This is a genomic window from Listeria fleischmannii subsp. fleischmannii LU2006-1, assembly GCF_000344175.1.
Lineage (GTDB): Bacteria > Bacillota > Bacilli > Lactobacillales > Listeriaceae > Listeria > Listeria fleischmannii.
The window spans coordinates 1-17,916 of the sequence record NZ_ALWW01000051.1 but is presented as its reverse complement, the minus strand read 5'-3'; the positions used below and the strand labels follow the sequence as shown (position 1 = coordinate 17,916).

Here is a 17,916-nt window from a genome sequence, read left to right as displayed (position 1 = left end):
AGTGGATCAGTAATACTGACTGTTATGTGGAGAGCACTATAAATATCATATTGTGAAGTATTTTGATGTTTCTTATCATATTATACAATTGATTTTAAGCCCTTTTTTAGGAGTTTTTAGTGGCGGCAACTGCATCTTTTCTCGGTACATATTGGCTACAACTATTTTTTGAAAATAAAACCAGTCATTATAATTTTGAACAATTTTTTGTTTCATTTTATTTTTTGTTTTGTTATGGGACGTAAAATGTTCAAATGTATTTTTATCTATCTATTATTTTTGTTAGGGTCATTTTGACCATTCTATCGCTCTAATTGGATTTAAACGAAGATAATTAGCATCTATTTTAACACTTCTACCCTGCGGGGAAAGGATATCATTTTTGCTTTGAATTAGTTTTAAATATTGAAATTGATTATTTTCAATCCTTTGGAAATTTGTTGAGTCCATAATAAAGGCATTTTTTGTTTCTTTAGCTTGTTCATAAAAAGCGCTAAATTTATTATTAAGAACAGCATCTTTCTTTAAATCATCCTGAACATCTTCTGATATAAGACCTACCTGAACTTTATGGACAGTATTCACATCATTCCATGTTGCGAAATTCTTCATTTCACCCGATAGTGTAAGATAGCTTTTGAAAAAAGTGACAAAAAGAAGTGTAAGCGAAAAAGCTAGTATAAATTTTGTCACTAAATTAAATAGAAGTTGCTGCTTAGTGGTTTGACGTTTTATGCTTGAAAAAGAGCCTTCTTTTTTCTTTAGCTCACGATGTCCGAAAAGATAAATAGTTATAGTAATAAAAAGAAATAAGAGCACATTCACACCGATTAAGGTTGCTAAAAATGGTATAAAATAAAACTGAATACCTTGCAAGAAAAGAAAAACAACCATATAAAGTAATAATGGAATAGCAATAAAAATACATTTTAAAAAGTGATGTAGTAAAGATTTTAAAATTTCCCAGTTAGAATAGCCCCATAATTGTTTAATAAATAAACGTTGCTCTTGTTTCACATAATAATAGGACATAATGATATAAATGTATAAAAAAAGGAGTAAAATGCTTAGTAGCGAAGCATCAATAAAATTGAAAGTACTGAAATGAAGTTGTTTAAAAGATAAATCTCCAAATTGCTTAAATTCATCTGTAAAGGCTTTATAAATGACGGGATTATCCAGCCCCTCCACATAAAAAAGAGTTCCCAAACTCACGTTATGGACTTGGTCAAATGAATAAATTTTAATATCCCATTTATGGTGAGGGAAGTCTAATCCCGCTTTATTTGAAAGATACTTATTTTTTTGTGAGCTTGGCTTTTGAGAAATATGGAAGGTGGATGAATCCTCTATATTAGAAGCGTAAATATTGATAGCTTTCTCTCCAACAAATGTATATTGCATGATATTCGTATTATTTTTCATGGAAAATGTTTTGATAGAGTCCAATAATTTATTTTGATTATAGTTGGATTCACTTTTAATTTCTACTTGACTTACATTTTTATATAAAGTTTTTACTGTAAGCGAAGCCTCTAATGTCAAAAATCCTAAATAGTTTCCTAATATAAAAATAATTGAAATGATTGGCCAAATAAATTTTTTCATTTTATCATCCTTATGTTTGAGTATGTTAGTTTGTTATATAATTCACAAATATGWTTATTTGATTATAACCTAATTTGCTTTACAGTGAATAAAATTAGAATAGTAATGTAGAAGTTCCATTTTAAAACAAACTTCTATCGTTCATATAACTAGTTATTATAAGTATATAAAAAATAATTAGAATTGTAAATACTTGTACACAAATGATAAAAAAAACAAAAATAAGATATAACAGAAAGATGTTTTTTTTAAAAAAAGAAGCCTATTAAATTAATAGACTTCTTTTGATTTACCTTGTTACGTATTCGATTGACTTTAACTATACATCGCTAAAATCTTCATCATTTTCTCTAAATCATCGGTTGATTTTGCGAAAAGCATGAGGCGGCGTCTACCTGTTTCAATGACTAAAACACCATCTTCTGATAGGTTCATGCGTTCAATTTGGCTATAAGGGAAGAAGAGCAGGGCGTAAAATAAGCCGTCTTCCTTAAAAACTACATTTGAACCGCGGAAAAAACTTATATAAATAAATAAGACGCCTAAAATTCCTAATAGAACGCTAGTTGAAAAAGGTCCGTTTCTCGAAATATTCATAGCAAATAAAAGGATAATTAACCCAATAAATATGTATCCGTCCCATTTTCCTCGTGAACGGAGGCGAACTTTTAACTTCGTATGTCCCTTCCAAAGAGTAATCACAATACCATCATAGAGAATAAAGGCTAGAGCCCCGATGCTAAAAATTAGTAAGAAAATATTGGTAGCTGTCCACTCCATCTTAAACTTCACTCACATTCTTTTTCAAAATTAGTTCTTCCCTATTGTAGCATATAAAGAAGAGACAAGGAATTTGAAGAGTCAAATTCCTTGTCCTAAATCGTTAATTTCCAAGTGGTGAATAATTAGCTGGCGGTATACCTAGAATATGAGTAGCATACCCTACGATACCTACCACAAAAAGTCCTAAGATAAGCCAAAGAGGATTGACTTTTTTCTTTAGAATCCACATACATAGGAAGGTGAGTCCTAGTGCGAGTAGACCGGGCATTAATTGGTCCAAAATACTTTGCACAGTGGTATCTACTTTCTTCCCATTATCATCTGTTGTTGTATAGGCAACAAGTGGAACATAAATCGTCGTCCATTTATTAACAAGCGCGCCCATAACGAATAGTCCGAGAATGGAGGCACCTTCCGTTAATTTTTGAAGAACGCCGCCGCTCATGTCAGAAACAACATCGGTACCTTTCGTGTAGCCATAAACAACACCCCAGTAACGGAAACCAAGACGAATGGCATTAAAAAGTACAAAGAATAAAAGCGGACCGATAATACTACCGTCTGTGGCAAAACCTGCGCCTAAAGCTGCTAAGACAGGCCGAACTGTACCCCAGAAAATTGGATCACCTACACCGGCAAGTGGCCCCATAAGACCTACTTTAATCCCGTTTATTGCGCTTTCGTCAATATCTGCCCCGTTTGCCTTTTGTTCCTCCATGGCGCTCGTCACACCTAAGATTGGTGCGGCCATATAAGGATGTGTATTAAAGAATTCAAGATGGCGTTTTATTGCAAGTTCACGTTCAGGTCCTTTTTCAGGATATAAACGTTTAATAACAGGGATGACAGAAAAACAAAATCCAAGTGATTGCATACGTTCAAAGTTCCAAGAGCCTTGAAATAGATTGGAACGAATAAATACGCCCATTAAATCGCGTTTGGTTAATTTCTTTTCACCAATGGTAACTTGTTCAGTAGCCATATTTTTATCCCCCTCTCCTAATCATCCAAGTCGTCATCTAAGTCATCATCAGACTGGCGTTTTCCGCCGCCTCCGCCGTATTGTTCAATAGCAGCTTTAAGTTGGTATTTTGGATTGAGTTGAATATAAATAATGGCAGCTACAAGTCCAAGGACACCAAGTGCTACTAAGTTAAAGGCGGTAAATGCCGCAACAACAAAACCTAAGAAGAAGAACGGCATTAAATATTTTGCCTGCATCATATTAATAACCATGGCATAACCAACAACAACGATGAATCCGCCGGCAACATTTAAGCCATTTACAATAACGCTTGGAATTGCGTTTAACATATTGGTTACAGCATCTGTACCTACTGTTACCGCAACAATGAGTGCTGGAATCGCGATACGCATGGCTTGGAGTAAAAGGGCAGTCACATGAATCCAGTCCAGACTTCGGAGGTTCCCAGCTTTCCCGGCCTTATCAGCCATATGTTGGAAAGCGACAGTGATTGTACGAACTAAAATAGTTAAAACTTGACCGAGTGCTGCAAGTGGGATAGCGAGTGAGATTCCGACACTGATATCTTGTCCCCCTGTGATAACTAAAATGGTAGAAATGATAGAGGCTAGCGCCGCATCTGGTGCTACAGCTGCGCCAATATTCATCCATCCGAGTGCAATCATTTCTAGTGTACCACCTATAATGATACCAGTTGTAATGTCCCCAAGAACTAGACCGATAAGCGTACAAGCGATTAATGGACGATGTGTTTGCCATTCATCAAGTATACTACCCATACCGCTAACGCAAGAGACTAAAAATACAAGAACGAGTTGTATTGCAGTCATTATTTTCCCTCCCTATAAATAGTAGAATAAAATAAGGTCAGTATGCTTTTTTATTATGATAACGCTTTTAAATTGACGGATAAGTTATAGAGCTACAAACTAGGATTGTTCTTCAATAAGTGGCATTAGTTTCACTTTATTATCTGAAGCTACTTTTCTGATTTCAAGTTCAATTCCACGTTTATCTAATTCGCGGAATGAAGCTTTGTCTTGTTCGTCGACTGAAACGGCATTTGTAATTTGTTTTTTTCCTTCACGGAAAGCCATGCCGCCAATGTTCACCGATTTTATATCTACACCATTCTCTACCAGTTTTAAGACATCTGTAGGATTTGTAAAGAGGAGCATAACAGGTGTAGTTGCATATTTAGGATTATTATATACACGAATACCTTTATCCACATCAACCACGCTCGCTTTAACGCCAGGAGGAGCTACTTGTGTGAGTAGTGTTTTTCTTACTTGATCTTTTGCAACGTCATCATTAATGACAATGATGCGTTCTACTTGTGTTTCTTTGGTCCAAACTGTTGCGACTTGACCGTGAATGAGTCGGTCATCAATTCTTGCGAGACGAATATCCATTATAAATCGTCCTCCCCTTCATTTTCATTTGTAGTAGGTAAAGATTGTTTTAAGGATTTGACTCCTTCACTGCCTGCGTGAATAGCAATGTTCACTAAATCAGCTATGCTTGCATTTGCTCGCATAGAAAATGTTTCGAGTAACATAGGAATATTCACACCTGTTACAACATCCATATTTTCTTGAGGTAAAGCAATTCTACTAGAAGCGTTATACGGACTGCCACCAAATAAATCAACCATGAAAATAACACCTTGTGAAGTATCGATGGAATCTAATTTTTCATTATACTTTGTGATTAAAGTATCCGTATTTTCACCAGGGACAAACGTAATGTATTCCACATTCTCCTGTTTTCCGATAATCATTTCAGTTGACTTTAGTAATTCACGGGCAGATTCTCCGTGCGTGCCAATAATGATTCCTACTGGCATTATTCATCTCCTCCTTCTTGACGAATACTTAAATCCCGTAATGTACACAATACAAGAAACAAACCGCTCTAGCGTTACCCCCTTTGCTTAAAAAATTAGTGTAAAAAGCGAAGTTAGAATATGTAAGATATGACTTTTGATACGCTATAAAAGCGCTTCAATACACTAATTTATTTTGACATACAAACCTACATTACCCTTTAAAAATAAAGTACAAACAAAAAAGAGGTGTGGCACACCTCTTTTTTATTAAAGTGAAGATGGGGTATTTTCTAAATAAAGGTCTTTTACGATGTCATGAATGTAGCAAATTTCATCTTCTGTCATTGCTAAATTCATTCGTTTTCTAACAGCTTCATTGGCTTCATTAAGGGCGTTTAAGATGGCGGGATCGAGACTTTTTCGGTCTTCTCGGTAAATCAAACTATCGTTTATAACGGTTCTCTCCAGTGCGCATCCAACGTGTATGAGAAGGTTGATTTTATGGGCGCTGTCGATTTTTTGACCGAGTTTTTCTTCTAAAACGGCACTAAATGTATTTAAAAGGTCGATGGCTTTTTTAGGATTTAAATAGGTTAAAAATTCGTTTAGGCTATCCTCTACAACTTCTTTTGTAATCCGATTCGTCTCGCTTTTTTTCACAAAAATGTTGCGCTGTTTCACGAGCTGTATAAGGTGTTCCTCACCATCGCTAGCAAATAAGCGCTCAATCGGAATAAAGGGGATAGAGGCTTTTGGATCAGTGATGCCGACTGCCATTAAAATATCAAAATCATTTTGTAGTTCCTGCAAGCGTTCGTGCATTTCTGTTACGCCTATGGGAATAACATGGATGCGTTCGTTCGTCATTGTATCTAAAATATTTTCGATAAAAGCTTGTAGTTTTTCAGCGGCTCCTTCACCTGTGGCGCAAATGGTTACAATAGCATGTGGCTTGCTGTTTTCATCTTGAAGATCACTATCTGAAGCATACCCGCCGTACCCGCGGAAATCTTTTAGAGAATCATAAATGCTGTCTAAATCCATATCTAAAATATTAGATTTTCTTACGGTTTCGATGACTGTAGCAGTTGAAACCATATCGATGGAGCGGACTTCAATACCCGTCCGTTCTGTAATCACTTGTGCAAAACCAGTTAAAGAACCCATATCAACTAATAGAAGGACGCCGCGCCCCATATCAAGCTCTTTCGCTCGTTCTGTAAGTTTATCTAATACAACTTTCGGGCTCTCATCAAGCGGCATGTCAATCCCTTCAACAAGACCATCACCAAGTAATTTTTTCGCAACACCAACCATGCTTGTCGCCGTATTATTTCCATGTGCCGCGACTAAAACAGCAACCCGCGCATTTTCTTGTTCTTTTAAAAGAGAGCTAATAAGGAGAGTTAAGTACATAACTTCCATGCTTGGGACTCGAATGTGAAAAACAGCTTCAATTTCATCTTTTATCTCACATGAAATCTCGTAAGCTTCGGGCTTATCATTAATCACTGTTTCAATGTTGGTGTATTTTAGCGGTTTATTACTTTCTACTCTTTTAATAAAGGAAGTGAGATGGAGGCTAAACGCTAAGACAAAACGTTCGTTTAGCTTTTTGTGTAAGTGACGCTCCACCCGTAATTTTATTTCCTCTGCGAAATTTAAAATTTCTTCATTCACGATTTTTAAAATATTTTCACGTGTTTGAATGGTATTTTTAAACTTGTTATAAAAACTATTTAAATGAATATCAATATCCATCGTGATGAATTTTTTAATATCATCATCTTCTACGCCCTGATCCATTAAAATAGAGGCTTTATCTTCAATAATTTTATAAAGATTAAAGTTGGGTTCATATTCATCTGTTGTAATGAGGGGACGAATTTGTTCAGGATAGATCATCGTGTAGGGTTCCAGATAATCTGAAATTTCCTGAAGTTCTTTTCTTCGACCACTAAAATGAAAAAAACCATCTTTAATTTCGATTGGGAGCGTTTTGAAATCAATCAAAATAGCATCATCTTTGTCAAAACTATTTAAAAATCCTTGGGCGCAAACAAGTTGAATATTAGATTTTAATTGACCGATATTCCCGCTCGTTGTATTGCCAAGAAGCGCTTTAGCGGCCTCATCTTCAATACGTATAGGTTTGTTTACCCGGTGAGCTTCATTTGATAATAGATGGGTGAGAAGTTCAACACGCTCTTTTGCAGTTCGTTCATCTAATGATGGTAAAGATACAGTAATTGGAATTCGGCGTACAAATGTTTTTAATAAAGAAGAGGCTGGGTTTTCAGTTGTTGCACCGATAATAAGAACATTTGACGTGCGTTTACGGTCTGTTTCTCCAAGCTTGTTAAAAGTTCCTGAATCCATCAGATAAAAAATCATTTCTTGGCCTTCCGGAGGTAACCGGTGAATTTCATCTAAAAATAAAATGCCGCCGTTTGCTTTTTCCACTAAACCTTCTTTTTCTGAATCAGCTCCTGTAAAAGCGCCTTTCACATGACCAAAAATTTGTGACATCAAAAGTTGAGGATTATTATAATAGTCTGCACAATTAAATACGATAAAAGGTGCATCTTTTGCGAGGCGCGCTGTGTGGTGAGCAAAACGATACATTAAATTGGCGAAAAGCGTTTTACCGACTCCTGTTTGGCCTAAAATGAGTGTATGAAGTCCGTTTGGCGGGTAAAGCATAGCTGCTTTTGCTTGTTCAACGGGTGTTTTTAAACTTTCACTCGCCCCAATTAAATTTTCAAACGGGCTAGTTTTAGTAACATCAGCTGCAAAAAGCTTTAAAATATCTTCTGTTTGACTAAAGTTAAGTTCATCTTCTGTGAGTGTACGCATAGTGGCCTCTTCAAGCGTCTGTCTAACAAAGTAGAGTACCGGGCGACTGTTCACTTTTACAATTTTGCCTTGTCTATGAAGCTCATTTAATTCCATGCTAACATTGTTTCTTAAAATGTTTAGTTCATTCGCAATGGAAGTAGCTGTAAAGCCTTCTTTTTCGGCAACTTGTTTTCGAATTGTTGTACGAGAAGAAGACTGCAATAAAAATTGGTAAATTTTATCAATACGCTTCAAGAAAAGCCCACCTTTTTGTAGTGTATTATCCGGAAGGGATACACTATTTATTTCTGTATTAATTTTATAGTATGGACGGTGAAAATGTCAATCTTATTCAAATAGGTTTTTCCTTTACAAATAACAATAAACATGTGAAAATAGTGGTGTCTATTTATTCTTTTTGCACGGGTGCATTTTTTGAGTGAGTAATCACTCATTTGTGAAATTTGGAACAATCAAAGGTTATAATGTGATTTTTTGAACAATGCGAAGGGGAAGGTGAGAGAAATGATTCATGTCGGACTTGATGTCGGCTCAACAACAGCGAAAGCCGTCGCACTAAATGAAGAAGGAGAAATTCTATTTCAAACTTATCGCAGACACTATTCGGATATTAAAAAAGTGACACGACTTATTATGCAAGATTTAAAAGAAAAGTGTCAAACAGATGAAATGACCTTTAAGATTACGGGATCTTCAGGTCTAGCTATTTCTAAATTTTTAAAAGTTGATTTTGTCCAAGAAGTTATTGCTTGTACAGAAGCAGTCGAAAAAGTTATTCCTGAAACGGATGTTGTAATTGAACTTGGCGGGGAAGATGCTAAAATTATCTATTTTACTGGTGGAATTGAGCAACGGATGAATAATGCGTGTGCTGGTGGAACAGGTGCTTTTATCGATCAAATTGCGACTTTAATCCAAACCGATCCAACAGGCTTAAATGAGCTCGCTAAAAATGCGCAAACCATCTATCCAATTGCTTCAAGATGCGGTGTTTTTGCCAAAACAGATGTTCAACCGCTATTAAATGAAGGCGCTAGAAAAGAAGATATTGCGGCTTCAATTTTTCAAAGTGTTGTCACACAAACCATTTCGGGGCTGGCATGTGGCCGTCCGATTCGCGGAAAAGTGGCGTTTCTCGGTGGACCGCTAACTTTCCTAGATCAATTGCGCTTTCGTTTTACTGAAACACTGAAAATGAAAGAAGAAGATATTATTGCGCCACTGAATGCGGAGTATTTCATTGCGCTTGGCACAGCGTTTACTGGGTTTCAAAGTGAGGCGGTTTCAATCGAAGATGTGACGCGTCGCTTAACGGACATGGATTTATCCAGCCTCGCAAAAGATACGGTGACGCTACCTCCTCTTTTTACAAAAGCAGAGGATTTGGTGGCATTTCGAACAAGACATGGTGAAATGAATGCGCCGCGTGCTGAGATGTCGAGTTACATAGGGGATGCTTATTTAGGGATTGATGCTGGCTCTACAACGACGAAACTTATTTTGATGGGCACTCAGAATGAAATTTTATATACCTATTATGGAAGTAATAATGGGAATCCGCTTCAATCGGTTATTGATGCAACGAGTGAATTATATGAAAAACTGCCTGAGGGGATTCAAATTGTTCAGTCGGGGATTACAGGTTACGGTGAATCACTCATTAAGGCGGCCCTTAAAATTGATGTAGGTGAAATTGAAACGGTAGCGCATTATAGGGCGGCGCGTGAATTCTTGCCGGATGTTGATTTTATTTTGGATATTGGCGGGCAAGATATGAAGTGTATGAAAATTAAAAATGGTGCGCTTGATAGCCTAATGCTAAACGAGGCGTGCTCAGCCGGATGTGGCTCATTCCTTGAAACATTTGCGCATACACTAGATGTGCCGATTGAAGAATTTGCAGAACGTGCGCTAAGTGCGAAAGAACCTGTGGATCTTGGTTCGCGTTGTACGGTATTTATGAACTCGAAGGTGAAACAGGTTCAAAAAGAAGGCGTTACGCTTGAAGATTTATCGGCGGGTCTCGCTTATTCAGTTGTCAAAAATGCCCTTCAAAAAGTCATTAAATTACGTAGCCCTAAAGATATTGGCGAAAAAGTCATCGTACAGGGCGGCACTTTTTACAACGAAGCGGTTTTACGAGCTTTTGAACTTTTGACTGGAAGAGAAGTCGTTCGCCCAGATATTGCTGGAATGATGGGGGCTTACGGGGCGGCGCTAATCGCGCGTGAAAATTACGAAACAGGCGAAGTAACGGAAATGCTTGTTCTTGAAAAATTACGCGAATTTAGTGCAGAAACATCGCAGTCCAGATGTAACTTGTGTAGCAATACATGCCAACTTACCGTGACACGTTTTGGCGACGACCGCACGTTTGTTAGTGGAAACCGCTGTGAACGCGGCGAGCGAGTGGAGACGAGTCGGAATTTATTACCGAATGTATATGCGTATAAATTAAAACGCATGTTTGATTATAAGGCGCTGAAGAAAACAGAAGCAACAAGAGGTTCAATTGGTATTCCGCGTGCCTTAAATGTGTTTGAAAACTATCCGCTATGGTTTACAATTTTTAATCAGTTAGGATTCCGGGTCGTGCTATCAAGTAAGTCATCTAAAAATTTATATGAAAAAGGAATCGAAACGATTGCCTCAGAAGCTGTTTGTTATCCTGCGAAATTAACGCACGGTCACATTATGGATTTAGTACGCAAAAAAGTGGATGCCGTTTTCTACCCTTCCGTTGTGTATGAAAAACCAGAATTTGGTGAGGCAACGAACAATTTTAACTGCCCTGTTGTGGCCGGATATCCAGAAGTGATTCGAGTCAACGTGGACGCCCTTACGGAAAAAGAAATTCCAATGTTTAGTCCGTTTATCGCGCTAGATAATGAAAAATCGTTTATCGAAACGATGAAACAAACTTTTCCAGATATCCCAGCAGAAGAAATGGAGCATGCGGTTATAGCTGGTCTAGCTGAAGCTGAAAAATGTCGCAAGGACATTCAGCGCGAGGGTGAAGCGGCACTTACTTATATGGAAAAAAATAAAGTAAAAGGAATTGTCCTAGCTGGTCACCCGTATCATATTGATCCAGAAGTCAATCATGGTATACCAGAGCTTATTACAATGAATGGCATGGCTGTTTTAACAGAAGACTCCATTTCGCATTTAGGTGAAATCGAACATGATTTGCGCGTGGAAAACCAGTGGAAATATCATGCTAGACTTTACCGTGCGGCAAGTTTTACGGGAAAAAGAGAGGATTTGGAGTTTGTCCAATTGACATCATTTGGTTGTGGGCTTGATGCGATTACAACGGATATGTGCCAAGAAATCATTGAAGGTCACGGAAAAGTATATACACTACTTAAAATTGATGAAATTAATAATTTAGGCGCAGCGAGAATTCGCGTACGTTCACTAAAAGCAGCTATTGATGAGCGAGAAAGAAACGGCGTTACGCCAACTGAAATGGCGGCACCACAGCCGCGTACGCTATTTACGAAAGCAATGCGCAAGGAAGGCTATACCATTTTAGCCCCACAACTCGCGCCAACTCACTTTGCACTGCTTGAAGCGGCGGGGCGGGTTAGCGGCTATAATTTGGAAGTTTTACCAGCCGTAACACCGCGCGCTGTGGATGAAGGACTTCGCTATGTGAATAATGATGCTTGTTATCCAGCCATTTTGACGATTGGCCAAATGATGGATGCACTTAAACACGGGGACTATGATTTAACAAAAACCGCTGTTCTGATGACGCAAACCGGCGGCGGATGTCGGGCAACTAATTATATTTCAATGCTCAAAAAGGCACTCCGTGAAGCCGAAATCGAAGGAATTCCTGTTATTTCACTAAACGCCAATGGACTTGAAAAGCAGCCTGGATTTAAGCTGTCGCCGAGTCTTTTAACAAAATTTTTAGCGGGGTTAGCAATTGGGGATGCGCTCGACCGAATGCTTTACCGGACTAGGCCGTATGAAGTAACACAGGGTAGTGCGAATCAGTTGTATCAAACCTACCTCAAAAAAGCGAAGACACTCATGGAACATTATTCTTTTAGAGCGTATAAAGCTTTTGCAAAAGAAATGGTCGACGCGTTTGATGCGCTAGAAATCAGTTCTGAGAAGAAGCCGCGTGTTGGTGTGGTGGGGGAAATTTTGGTGAAGTTCCATCCTGGTGCCAACAATAGTATCGTTGACGTCATTGAACAAGAGGGCGGGGAAGCTGTCGTGCCTGATTTGGTCGACTTCCTGCTATATTGCTGCTATGACGACCATTTCGCAGCCAACACCTTTGGTAGATCAAAAGTGAAATCATTTGCGAAACAAAGCCTTGCAATTCCCGCCATCAATCAGTACCGAAAACCCGTCACAGATGCGCTCCGTGCGAGCAAGCGTTTTGATGCTCCGGAAAGTATTGAAGTGATTGCTGAAAAAGCGAGTCAATTACTTTCACTTGGAAACAAAATGGGAGAAGGCTGGTTTTTAACGGGCGAAATGTTCGAGCTTTTAGATAGCGACGTGCCTAACATTGCTTGTCTTCAACCGTTCGCCTGCCTGCCGAATCACATTACCGGTCGTGGTATGATTAAAGGGCTTAAAAAACTATATCCGCACGCGAATATTATGTCGATTGACTATGACGCAGGTTCTAGCGCGGTTAATCAATTGAACCGGATTAAACTGATGCTTTCGATTGCCAAAAAAGGTATGGAAGATAGGGCGCAAGAAGATAATACTAGCACAGAAGCGAAGCGTTTTAATCCCAAAAATGCGATTTTAGATAAAGCGCGAAAAGTTCGTGATAGCGCGCCTGCTGCGAAAATTGGCGAGACGGTGAAGCGTGCGAAGGAAAGTGTGCCGTCTGAAACGATCACACAGGTTGCAAGAGGCGATCAAGGCTGTTGCGGCGGTGGCTGTAATTGTCATTGTAGTAAGTAAAACTTGTAAATTTCGCTTCATCCGTTACAATTAAACTAACAAGACGTTAAAGGAGGAAGTGAATTTGGAAACATTCGAAGACTTTATTGGACAAATTGAGAATCCCGAACAGCAGGCACGAACTGCTGAAGTGCTAGCTTGGGTAGAAGGAACCTTCCCGAACCTAGGTAAACGAATTGCATGGAATCAACCGATGTTTACGGATCATGATACTTTTATCGCCGGATTTAGTGTATCGAAAAAACATCTTGCTATGTCACCTGAACTTGTTGGTATTGAAGCGTTCTCGGCTGAAATAAAAAAAGCGGGCTATAATCATACTAAAATGCTCATTCAATTTCCGTGGGATAAGCCCATTGATTATGATTTACTTCGCCGAATTATTCAATTTAATATCGAAGACAAAGCGGAATGTACCACGTTTTGGCGAAAATAAAAGAAGCGGCTTTTTGCCGCTTCTTTTATTGTTCCACTGATATGTCAGCATATTGACCTCTAGTGGCAAGGAGTAAATCATCCGCATTCATTTCAATTTGAAGTCCGCGCTTTCCAGCTGAAATAAAAATGGTATCAAACTGTTTAGCTGCCTGGTCAATAAATGTCGGAAAGGCTTTTTTCATCCCAATAGGGGAACAGCCGCCGCGAATATAGCCTGTAATTTTTTCTAAGTCATTTACGTGAATCATTTCGACTTTTTTATTACCACTTATTTTCGCAAACGCTTTTAAGTTTAACGATTTATTGGCTGGAATAGCAGCTACCGCATAGCCGGTTTTATCTCCTATTGTAACGAGCGTTTTATAAATTTTTGCCGGATTTTGGCCTGTCTCTGAAGCCACATGCACTGCATCAAGATGTTTTTCATCAACTGGATATTCATGTAAGGTATAGGCTAACTTTTTTTGATCAAGCAAACGACAGGCATTAGTTTTGTGTATCAAAATCGTCACCTCATTACTCATTTTCAGCTGCTGATTTTAATTGCTTTAGTTTCGCATTTAAATAAATATGGGAAATCGTAAAGACTAAAATAGCCGCCCAAATACAAATAAAAGCTGTTAATTGTACTTTATCGAAGCTTTCTTTATAAAGTAAGACGCCTAAAATAAGCATCAGTGTTGGCCCGATATATTGTAAAAAGCCGACCATCGTATAACTAATTTTTTTAGCCGCCGTAGCAAATAAAAGAAGTGGAATCGCCGTCACAATCCCCGCGCCAATCATAATAAAATCAACATGAAGAGAATAACTCATAAAAGAAATTTTTGGAAAAAAATAGCAAATAAATGAGCGCAAACGGCGTTATAATAAGCGTTTCAAGTGTTAATCCCGTCCATGTTGAAACAGGTACGAATTTTTTAATTAACCCATAAAGGCTAAATGTCACTGCCATAGCAAGCGCCGCATATGGTACAGTTCCTTGATGATACGTCAAAATTGAAACGCCAATAAAAGCAAGCAGAACAGCAATCATTTCGCCACGACTTAAACGTTCCTTTAGAAAAACCGTTGCAATTAAAACGTTAACCAGTGGATTAATATAATAACCAAGACTGGCTTCTGTCACATGACCACTATTAACAGTGAAAATAAAAATAAACCAATTTACTGTAATAAGGATGGCTGCAAGTGTAATTAAAGAGGCCGTTTTAGGCCGTTTGAAAATGGTTTTTACTTCAACCAGCACAGCATTTGTTTTTCGTAAAACGGCAATTAAAAAAATCATAAAAACAAATGACCAAATAATGCGGTAAGCTAAAATTTCCATTGCTGGAACTTCAGTTGCAAGTTTCCAGTACATGGGCAAAATACCCCATAAAACATACGCAAGCGCACCAGCGATGACGCCAATCATTTTTTCATTTCTTTCCATAATGTCCCTCTTTCCCTAAAAAATAGCAATAAACCATTTTAACGCATTTTTATAAAGAAAACTAGGGGAATGCTTAGAAATTTATGAGTAGATTTTAGGCCTCTGTGTCAGCAGTGTGCACCTCTTCGAGCGATTCAAGTCCAGTGATAAGTAAGGCGACACCGTTAATATAAGATTTTATTTGATCAATATTTTTAAGCAAAAGTTCGGTAGAGCCTGGAATATTTTGCCAATCTGACTCAAAAGTTGCTTTTGATAAGCGTTGAGTCGCAATGTTTTTTGCAGCAATGAGTGGATGTTTGGTTAAAATTTCTGCGGATTTAATATAAAGTAAGTAGGCTGATTCAAGTCGGTGTCCTGCTTCTAATTTGACAGCCTCTTGATAGAAAGCCGCAAATTCAGGATTTCTTTGATGCATGTCTTCAATAAAAAGTTGATTACTAGCAGCATGGTTCATAATATATGTGGTTTTTATTTCCTCTCCTGCTATTTCAACTTGAAATTTTTCAAGGAAAATATCATGACACGATAAACATTCCATTAATAAACCAAGTGTTTCATCTTTTGAATTTAAAATCGAAGAAGTGACACTTAAATGTTTATTGGATTTGCAAGTCGGGCAATGTGTAGGAAAGTTAACACGGCATGTTTGAAAATTTTTAGATTTATTAAGTTGTACTTGAAAAACGTAATTCATGGGTAAGGGACAGCTCCTTTTTTTCTTTGACCTTTCAGTTTTTATGTCAACTTTTCAAGTATAGCATGCTAGATAATTCTTTTTTTGGCAGTTTTTAAGTTGAAAAATGGCAATTTTGATGATTTTAAAGAATATTTTATGCAATAAAAAGCACGATAGAAATATCTATCGTACTTTCAAGCCGTTTCTGAACGGCAATCTTCGTCGTTCGTGCCTCTTACATACAAAATTAGGCTAGAATCTCACCGTTTGAGAATAACCTGATTTTGACGTGGGGTGTTTTGCGTAAACTTTGAGTTTTTCTACAAGATAAAAGCACGATAGAAATATCGTGCTTTTAAAAAATTATTTAGATGCTTCAATTTGGATATTAAGTTTTACTTCGTCTCCAATTAAAACGCCGCCAGTTTCAAGTGCTGCGTTATAGTTAAGGCCAAAGTCTTTACGGTTAAATTTACCGCTGCCTTCAAAGCCGGCTACCATATTTCCAGTATTAGGATCTTTTCCAGAACCTTCATAAGTTACATGGAATTGAACGGGTTTTGTTACGTCGCGAATGGTTAAATCGCCTTTTACTTCATATTCATTGTCACCATCAGGAATAATTTCTGTTGATGCAAAAGTTACGTGAGGATATTTTTCTACATTAAAGAAATCTTCGCTCTTCAAGTGGCCGTCACGTTGCGCTTGACGAGTGTCTACACTAGCGGCATCAACGGAAAATTTGATTTTTGCATCTGCTAAATTTTCAGGATCCATTTCTACATCTGCTTCAAAAGTTTTAAATGCACCTTTCACTTTCGATACCATCATGTGTTTAACTTGAAATTCAATTGAGCTATGCGCTGGGTCAATGTTCCATTTTTCTACTGTCATGTTTGTCATTCCTCCATTTTTCTTAGTATATTCTTTTTATTCACCTAAAAAGGTGTTTCAAAACGTAAAACTTTATTGTTTACAAATAAACTATAACACACTTACTAAATACAAGCAACTAATCAATCGTATAAAATAAAGTTTTGTTAGGTTTTTGTAAATTTCCCCTTAATATTTCTTTTTTCGTTTAAAATGGAAATAGAAGTGGAGGTGCTACAATGCCAGTAAAACAAAGTGAATTGGAACAAGTTAAAGAACTGCTTTCAAGTTACATGAATGTGCAAAAAGCAATCAAAAGACTGACAAAAGAGCATCAAAGCAGCATGGGAATTTCATATGAACAATTAAGGATTTTAAAAATTTGCGCTGAAAATGAACAATTACTTTTACGGGACATTTTATATGAAGTAAAAGGAAAACATCCGATTGTTGCAGCAAATATACGAGGACTTGCCGAAAAAGGCCTTCTTCAAGTGAAAAATTTTTATCTGTCATTAACGGAAAAAGGGAAAATGATTTTAGAGGAAGATGAAATCAACACCTATACGTATAAGGCATTTATGAAGATTTGTTCGGAAATTCAAGAAGATGAAATTGGAAAAATGATTATAGTGAATCAAAAAGTGGCGAAGCTGTTGAACCGTTAATTTTCTGACAGATTCGTCTTTTTTGGGAAAATAAAGAAAATTTTCCTGATTTGTTTGAAAATAAATTATGCTAAAGTAATTCAAATAGGCTAAAATGACCGTTTTGTATTGCTTTTGACCCAGAAAATCTGTATGGTTAAGGAACAAGACAGATTGGAAAGGGAGATATTATTTGAACAAGTCACTATCATTTTCAGCTTACATATTTATTGGTTTAATGCTTTTCGCACTTTTCTTTGGTGCAGGCAACCTTATTTTTCCAGCTCATTTAGGACAGCTGGCTGGGACAAATGTATGGATTGCGATAACGGGATTTTTACTTACAGGAGCAGGATTACCATTACTTGGAGTCCTTGCTATTGGAATTTCAGGAAGCAATGATTTACAAAGCCTTGCAAATCGTGTTCATCCGATTTATGGCGTTGTGTTCGCTGTTGTTTTATATTTAACGATTGGTCCATTCTTTGCGTTACCACGTACAGGAACAGTATCTTTTGAAATTGGTGTTGCACCGTTTTTAGGAGAAGGGAGTCACGCCCTTGCGCTTTTTATTTTTACCGTTATCTTTTTTGGAGTGTCGATGTGGCTATCGCTTTCACCTTCAAAAATCGTAGACCGAGTGGGGAAATTTTTAACACCTGCTTTGCTTATTTTTATCTTTATTTTAATTATCGCTTCACTTGTGAAGCCGCTAGGGGAACAAACTGCTCCGAAAGGGGAGTATATTGCGTCTCCGTTTTCCACGGGTTTCATAGATGGGTATAATACGATGGATGCCCTTGCTTCTTTAGTTAGTTGATTTGGGATTATTGT

14 protein-coding genes and 1 pseudogene are annotated in these 17,916 nt (G+C 37.5%); 4 read left to right on the top strand and 11 right to left on the bottom strand.

What is annotated here, in order from left to right:
• Positions 1-288 precede the first annotated feature (288 nt).
• The 7 genes from LFLEISCH_RS12595 to LFLEISCH_RS12565 all read right to left on the bottom strand — a co-directional run bounded on the left by LFLEISCH_RS12595 (position 289) and on the right by LFLEISCH_RS12565 (position 8,300).
• Entirely contained in the window at positions 289-1,608 is a 1,320-nt protein-coding gene (locus LFLEISCH_RS12595; protein WP_007477155.1) for a hypothetical protein, read from the bottom strand.
• A gap of 315 nt (positions 1,609-1,923) precedes the next feature.
• On the bottom strand, positions 1,924-2,388 hold the full coding sequence (locus LFLEISCH_RS12590; RefSeq protein WP_007477153.1) for an Lmo0779 family protein: 465 nt from the start codon (positions 2,386-2,388) through the stop codon (positions 1,924-1,926).
• A 103-nt stretch (positions 2,389-2,491) separates the two neighbouring features.
• Positions 2,492-3,373 carry a PTS mannose transporter subunit IID gene (locus tag LFLEISCH_RS12585; protein WP_007477151.1) on the bottom strand — a complete coding sequence of 294 codons (882 nt, stop codon included), beginning with the start codon at positions 3,371-3,373 and terminating at the stop codon, positions 2,492-2,494.
• A gap of 17 nt (positions 3,374-3,390) precedes the next feature.
• Positions 3,391-4,206: a PTS mannose/fructose/sorbose transporter subunit IIC gene (locus tag LFLEISCH_RS12580; protein ID WP_007477148.1), complete on the bottom strand. Its 816-nt coding sequence runs from the start codon at positions 4,204-4,206 to the stop codon at positions 3,391-3,393.
• Between the two features lie 99 nt (positions 4,207-4,305).
• Positions 4,306-4,791 carry a mannose/fructose/sorbose PTS transporter subunit IIB gene (locus tag LFLEISCH_RS12575; protein ID WP_007477146.1) on the bottom strand — a complete coding sequence of 162 codons (486 nt, stop codon included), beginning with the start codon at positions 4,789-4,791 and terminating at the stop codon, positions 4,306-4,308.
• Positions 4,791-5,225, bottom strand: a complete 435-nt coding sequence (locus LFLEISCH_RS12570) for a mannose/fructose/sorbose PTS transporter subunit IIA (protein WP_007477144.1) — start codon at positions 5,223-5,225, stop codon at positions 4,791-4,793. The genes LFLEISCH_RS12575 and LFLEISCH_RS12570 overlap by 1 nt, the downstream gene beginning before the upstream one ends.
• 249 nt (positions 5,226-5,474) lie before the next feature.
• Complete coding sequence (locus LFLEISCH_RS12565; RefSeq protein WP_007477142.1) at positions 5,475-8,300, bottom strand: sigma-54-dependent transcriptional regulator; 2,826 nt, start codon at positions 8,298-8,300, stop codon at positions 5,475-5,477.
• A gap of 270 nt (positions 8,301-8,570) precedes the next feature.
• On the opposite strand from LFLEISCH_RS12565, the gene LFLEISCH_RS12560 reads away from it, so the two are divergent.
• Both LFLEISCH_RS12560 and LFLEISCH_RS12555 read left to right on the top strand, forming a co-directional pair.
• Positions 8,571-13,010 carry a 2-hydroxyacyl-CoA dehydratase gene (locus LFLEISCH_RS12560; RefSeq protein ID WP_007477140.1) on the top strand — a complete coding sequence of 1,480 codons (4,440 nt, stop codon included), beginning with the start codon at positions 8,571-8,573 and terminating at the stop codon, positions 13,008-13,010.
• A gap of 64 nt (positions 13,011-13,074) precedes the next feature.
• Positions 13,075-13,446 (top strand): iron chaperone, encoded by a 372-nt coding sequence (locus LFLEISCH_RS12555; protein WP_007477138.1) that lies wholly within the window; start codon positions 13,075-13,077, stop codon positions 13,444-13,446.
• 25 nt (positions 13,447-13,471) lie between these two features.
• Here the strand turns inward: LFLEISCH_RS12555 and ybaK are convergent, their stop codons facing one another.
• The 4 genes and pseudogenes from ybaK to LFLEISCH_RS12535 all read right to left on the bottom strand — a co-directional run bounded on the left by ybaK (position 13,472) and on the right by LFLEISCH_RS12535 (position 16,456).
• The gene (gene ybaK, locus LFLEISCH_RS12550) at positions 13,472-13,951 is read right to left on the bottom strand and encodes a Cys-tRNA(Pro) deacylase (protein WP_112153872.1); all 480 of its coding nucleotides are present in this window, start codon (positions 13,949-13,951) and stop codon (positions 13,472-13,474) included.
• Between the two features lie 13 nt (positions 13,952-13,964).
• A pseudogene (rarD, locus tag LFLEISCH_RS12545) lies at positions 13,965-14,883 on the bottom strand (EamA family transporter RarD).
• 94 nt (positions 14,884-14,977) lie between these two features.
• Positions 14,978-15,580, bottom strand: coding sequence for a hypothetical protein (locus tag LFLEISCH_RS12540; protein WP_007477135.1), 603 nt, complete (start codon positions 15,578-15,580; stop codon positions 14,978-14,980).
• A gap of 345 nt (positions 15,581-15,925) precedes the next feature.
• Positions 15,926-16,456, bottom strand: coding sequence for a YceI family protein (locus LFLEISCH_RS12535; RefSeq protein ID WP_007477133.1), 531 nt, complete (start codon positions 16,454-16,456; stop codon positions 15,926-15,928).
• Between the two features lie 218 nt (positions 16,457-16,674).
• Here LFLEISCH_RS12535 and LFLEISCH_RS12530 point away from each other — a divergent pair, with 218 nt between their 5' ends.
• Both LFLEISCH_RS12530 and brnQ read left to right on the top strand, forming a co-directional pair.
• Complete coding sequence (locus tag LFLEISCH_RS12530; RefSeq protein ID WP_007477131.1) at positions 16,675-17,103, top strand: helix-turn-helix domain-containing protein; 429 nt, start codon at positions 16,675-16,677, stop codon at positions 17,101-17,103.
• A 172-nt stretch (positions 17,104-17,275) separates the two neighbouring features.
• Positions 17,276-17,902 carry a branched-chain amino acid transport system II carrier protein gene (gene brnQ / locus LFLEISCH_RS12525; RefSeq protein WP_007477128.1) on the top strand — a complete coding sequence of 209 codons (627 nt, stop codon included), beginning with the start codon at positions 17,276-17,278 and terminating at the stop codon, positions 17,900-17,902.
• Positions 17,903-17,916 lie beyond the last annotated feature (14 nt).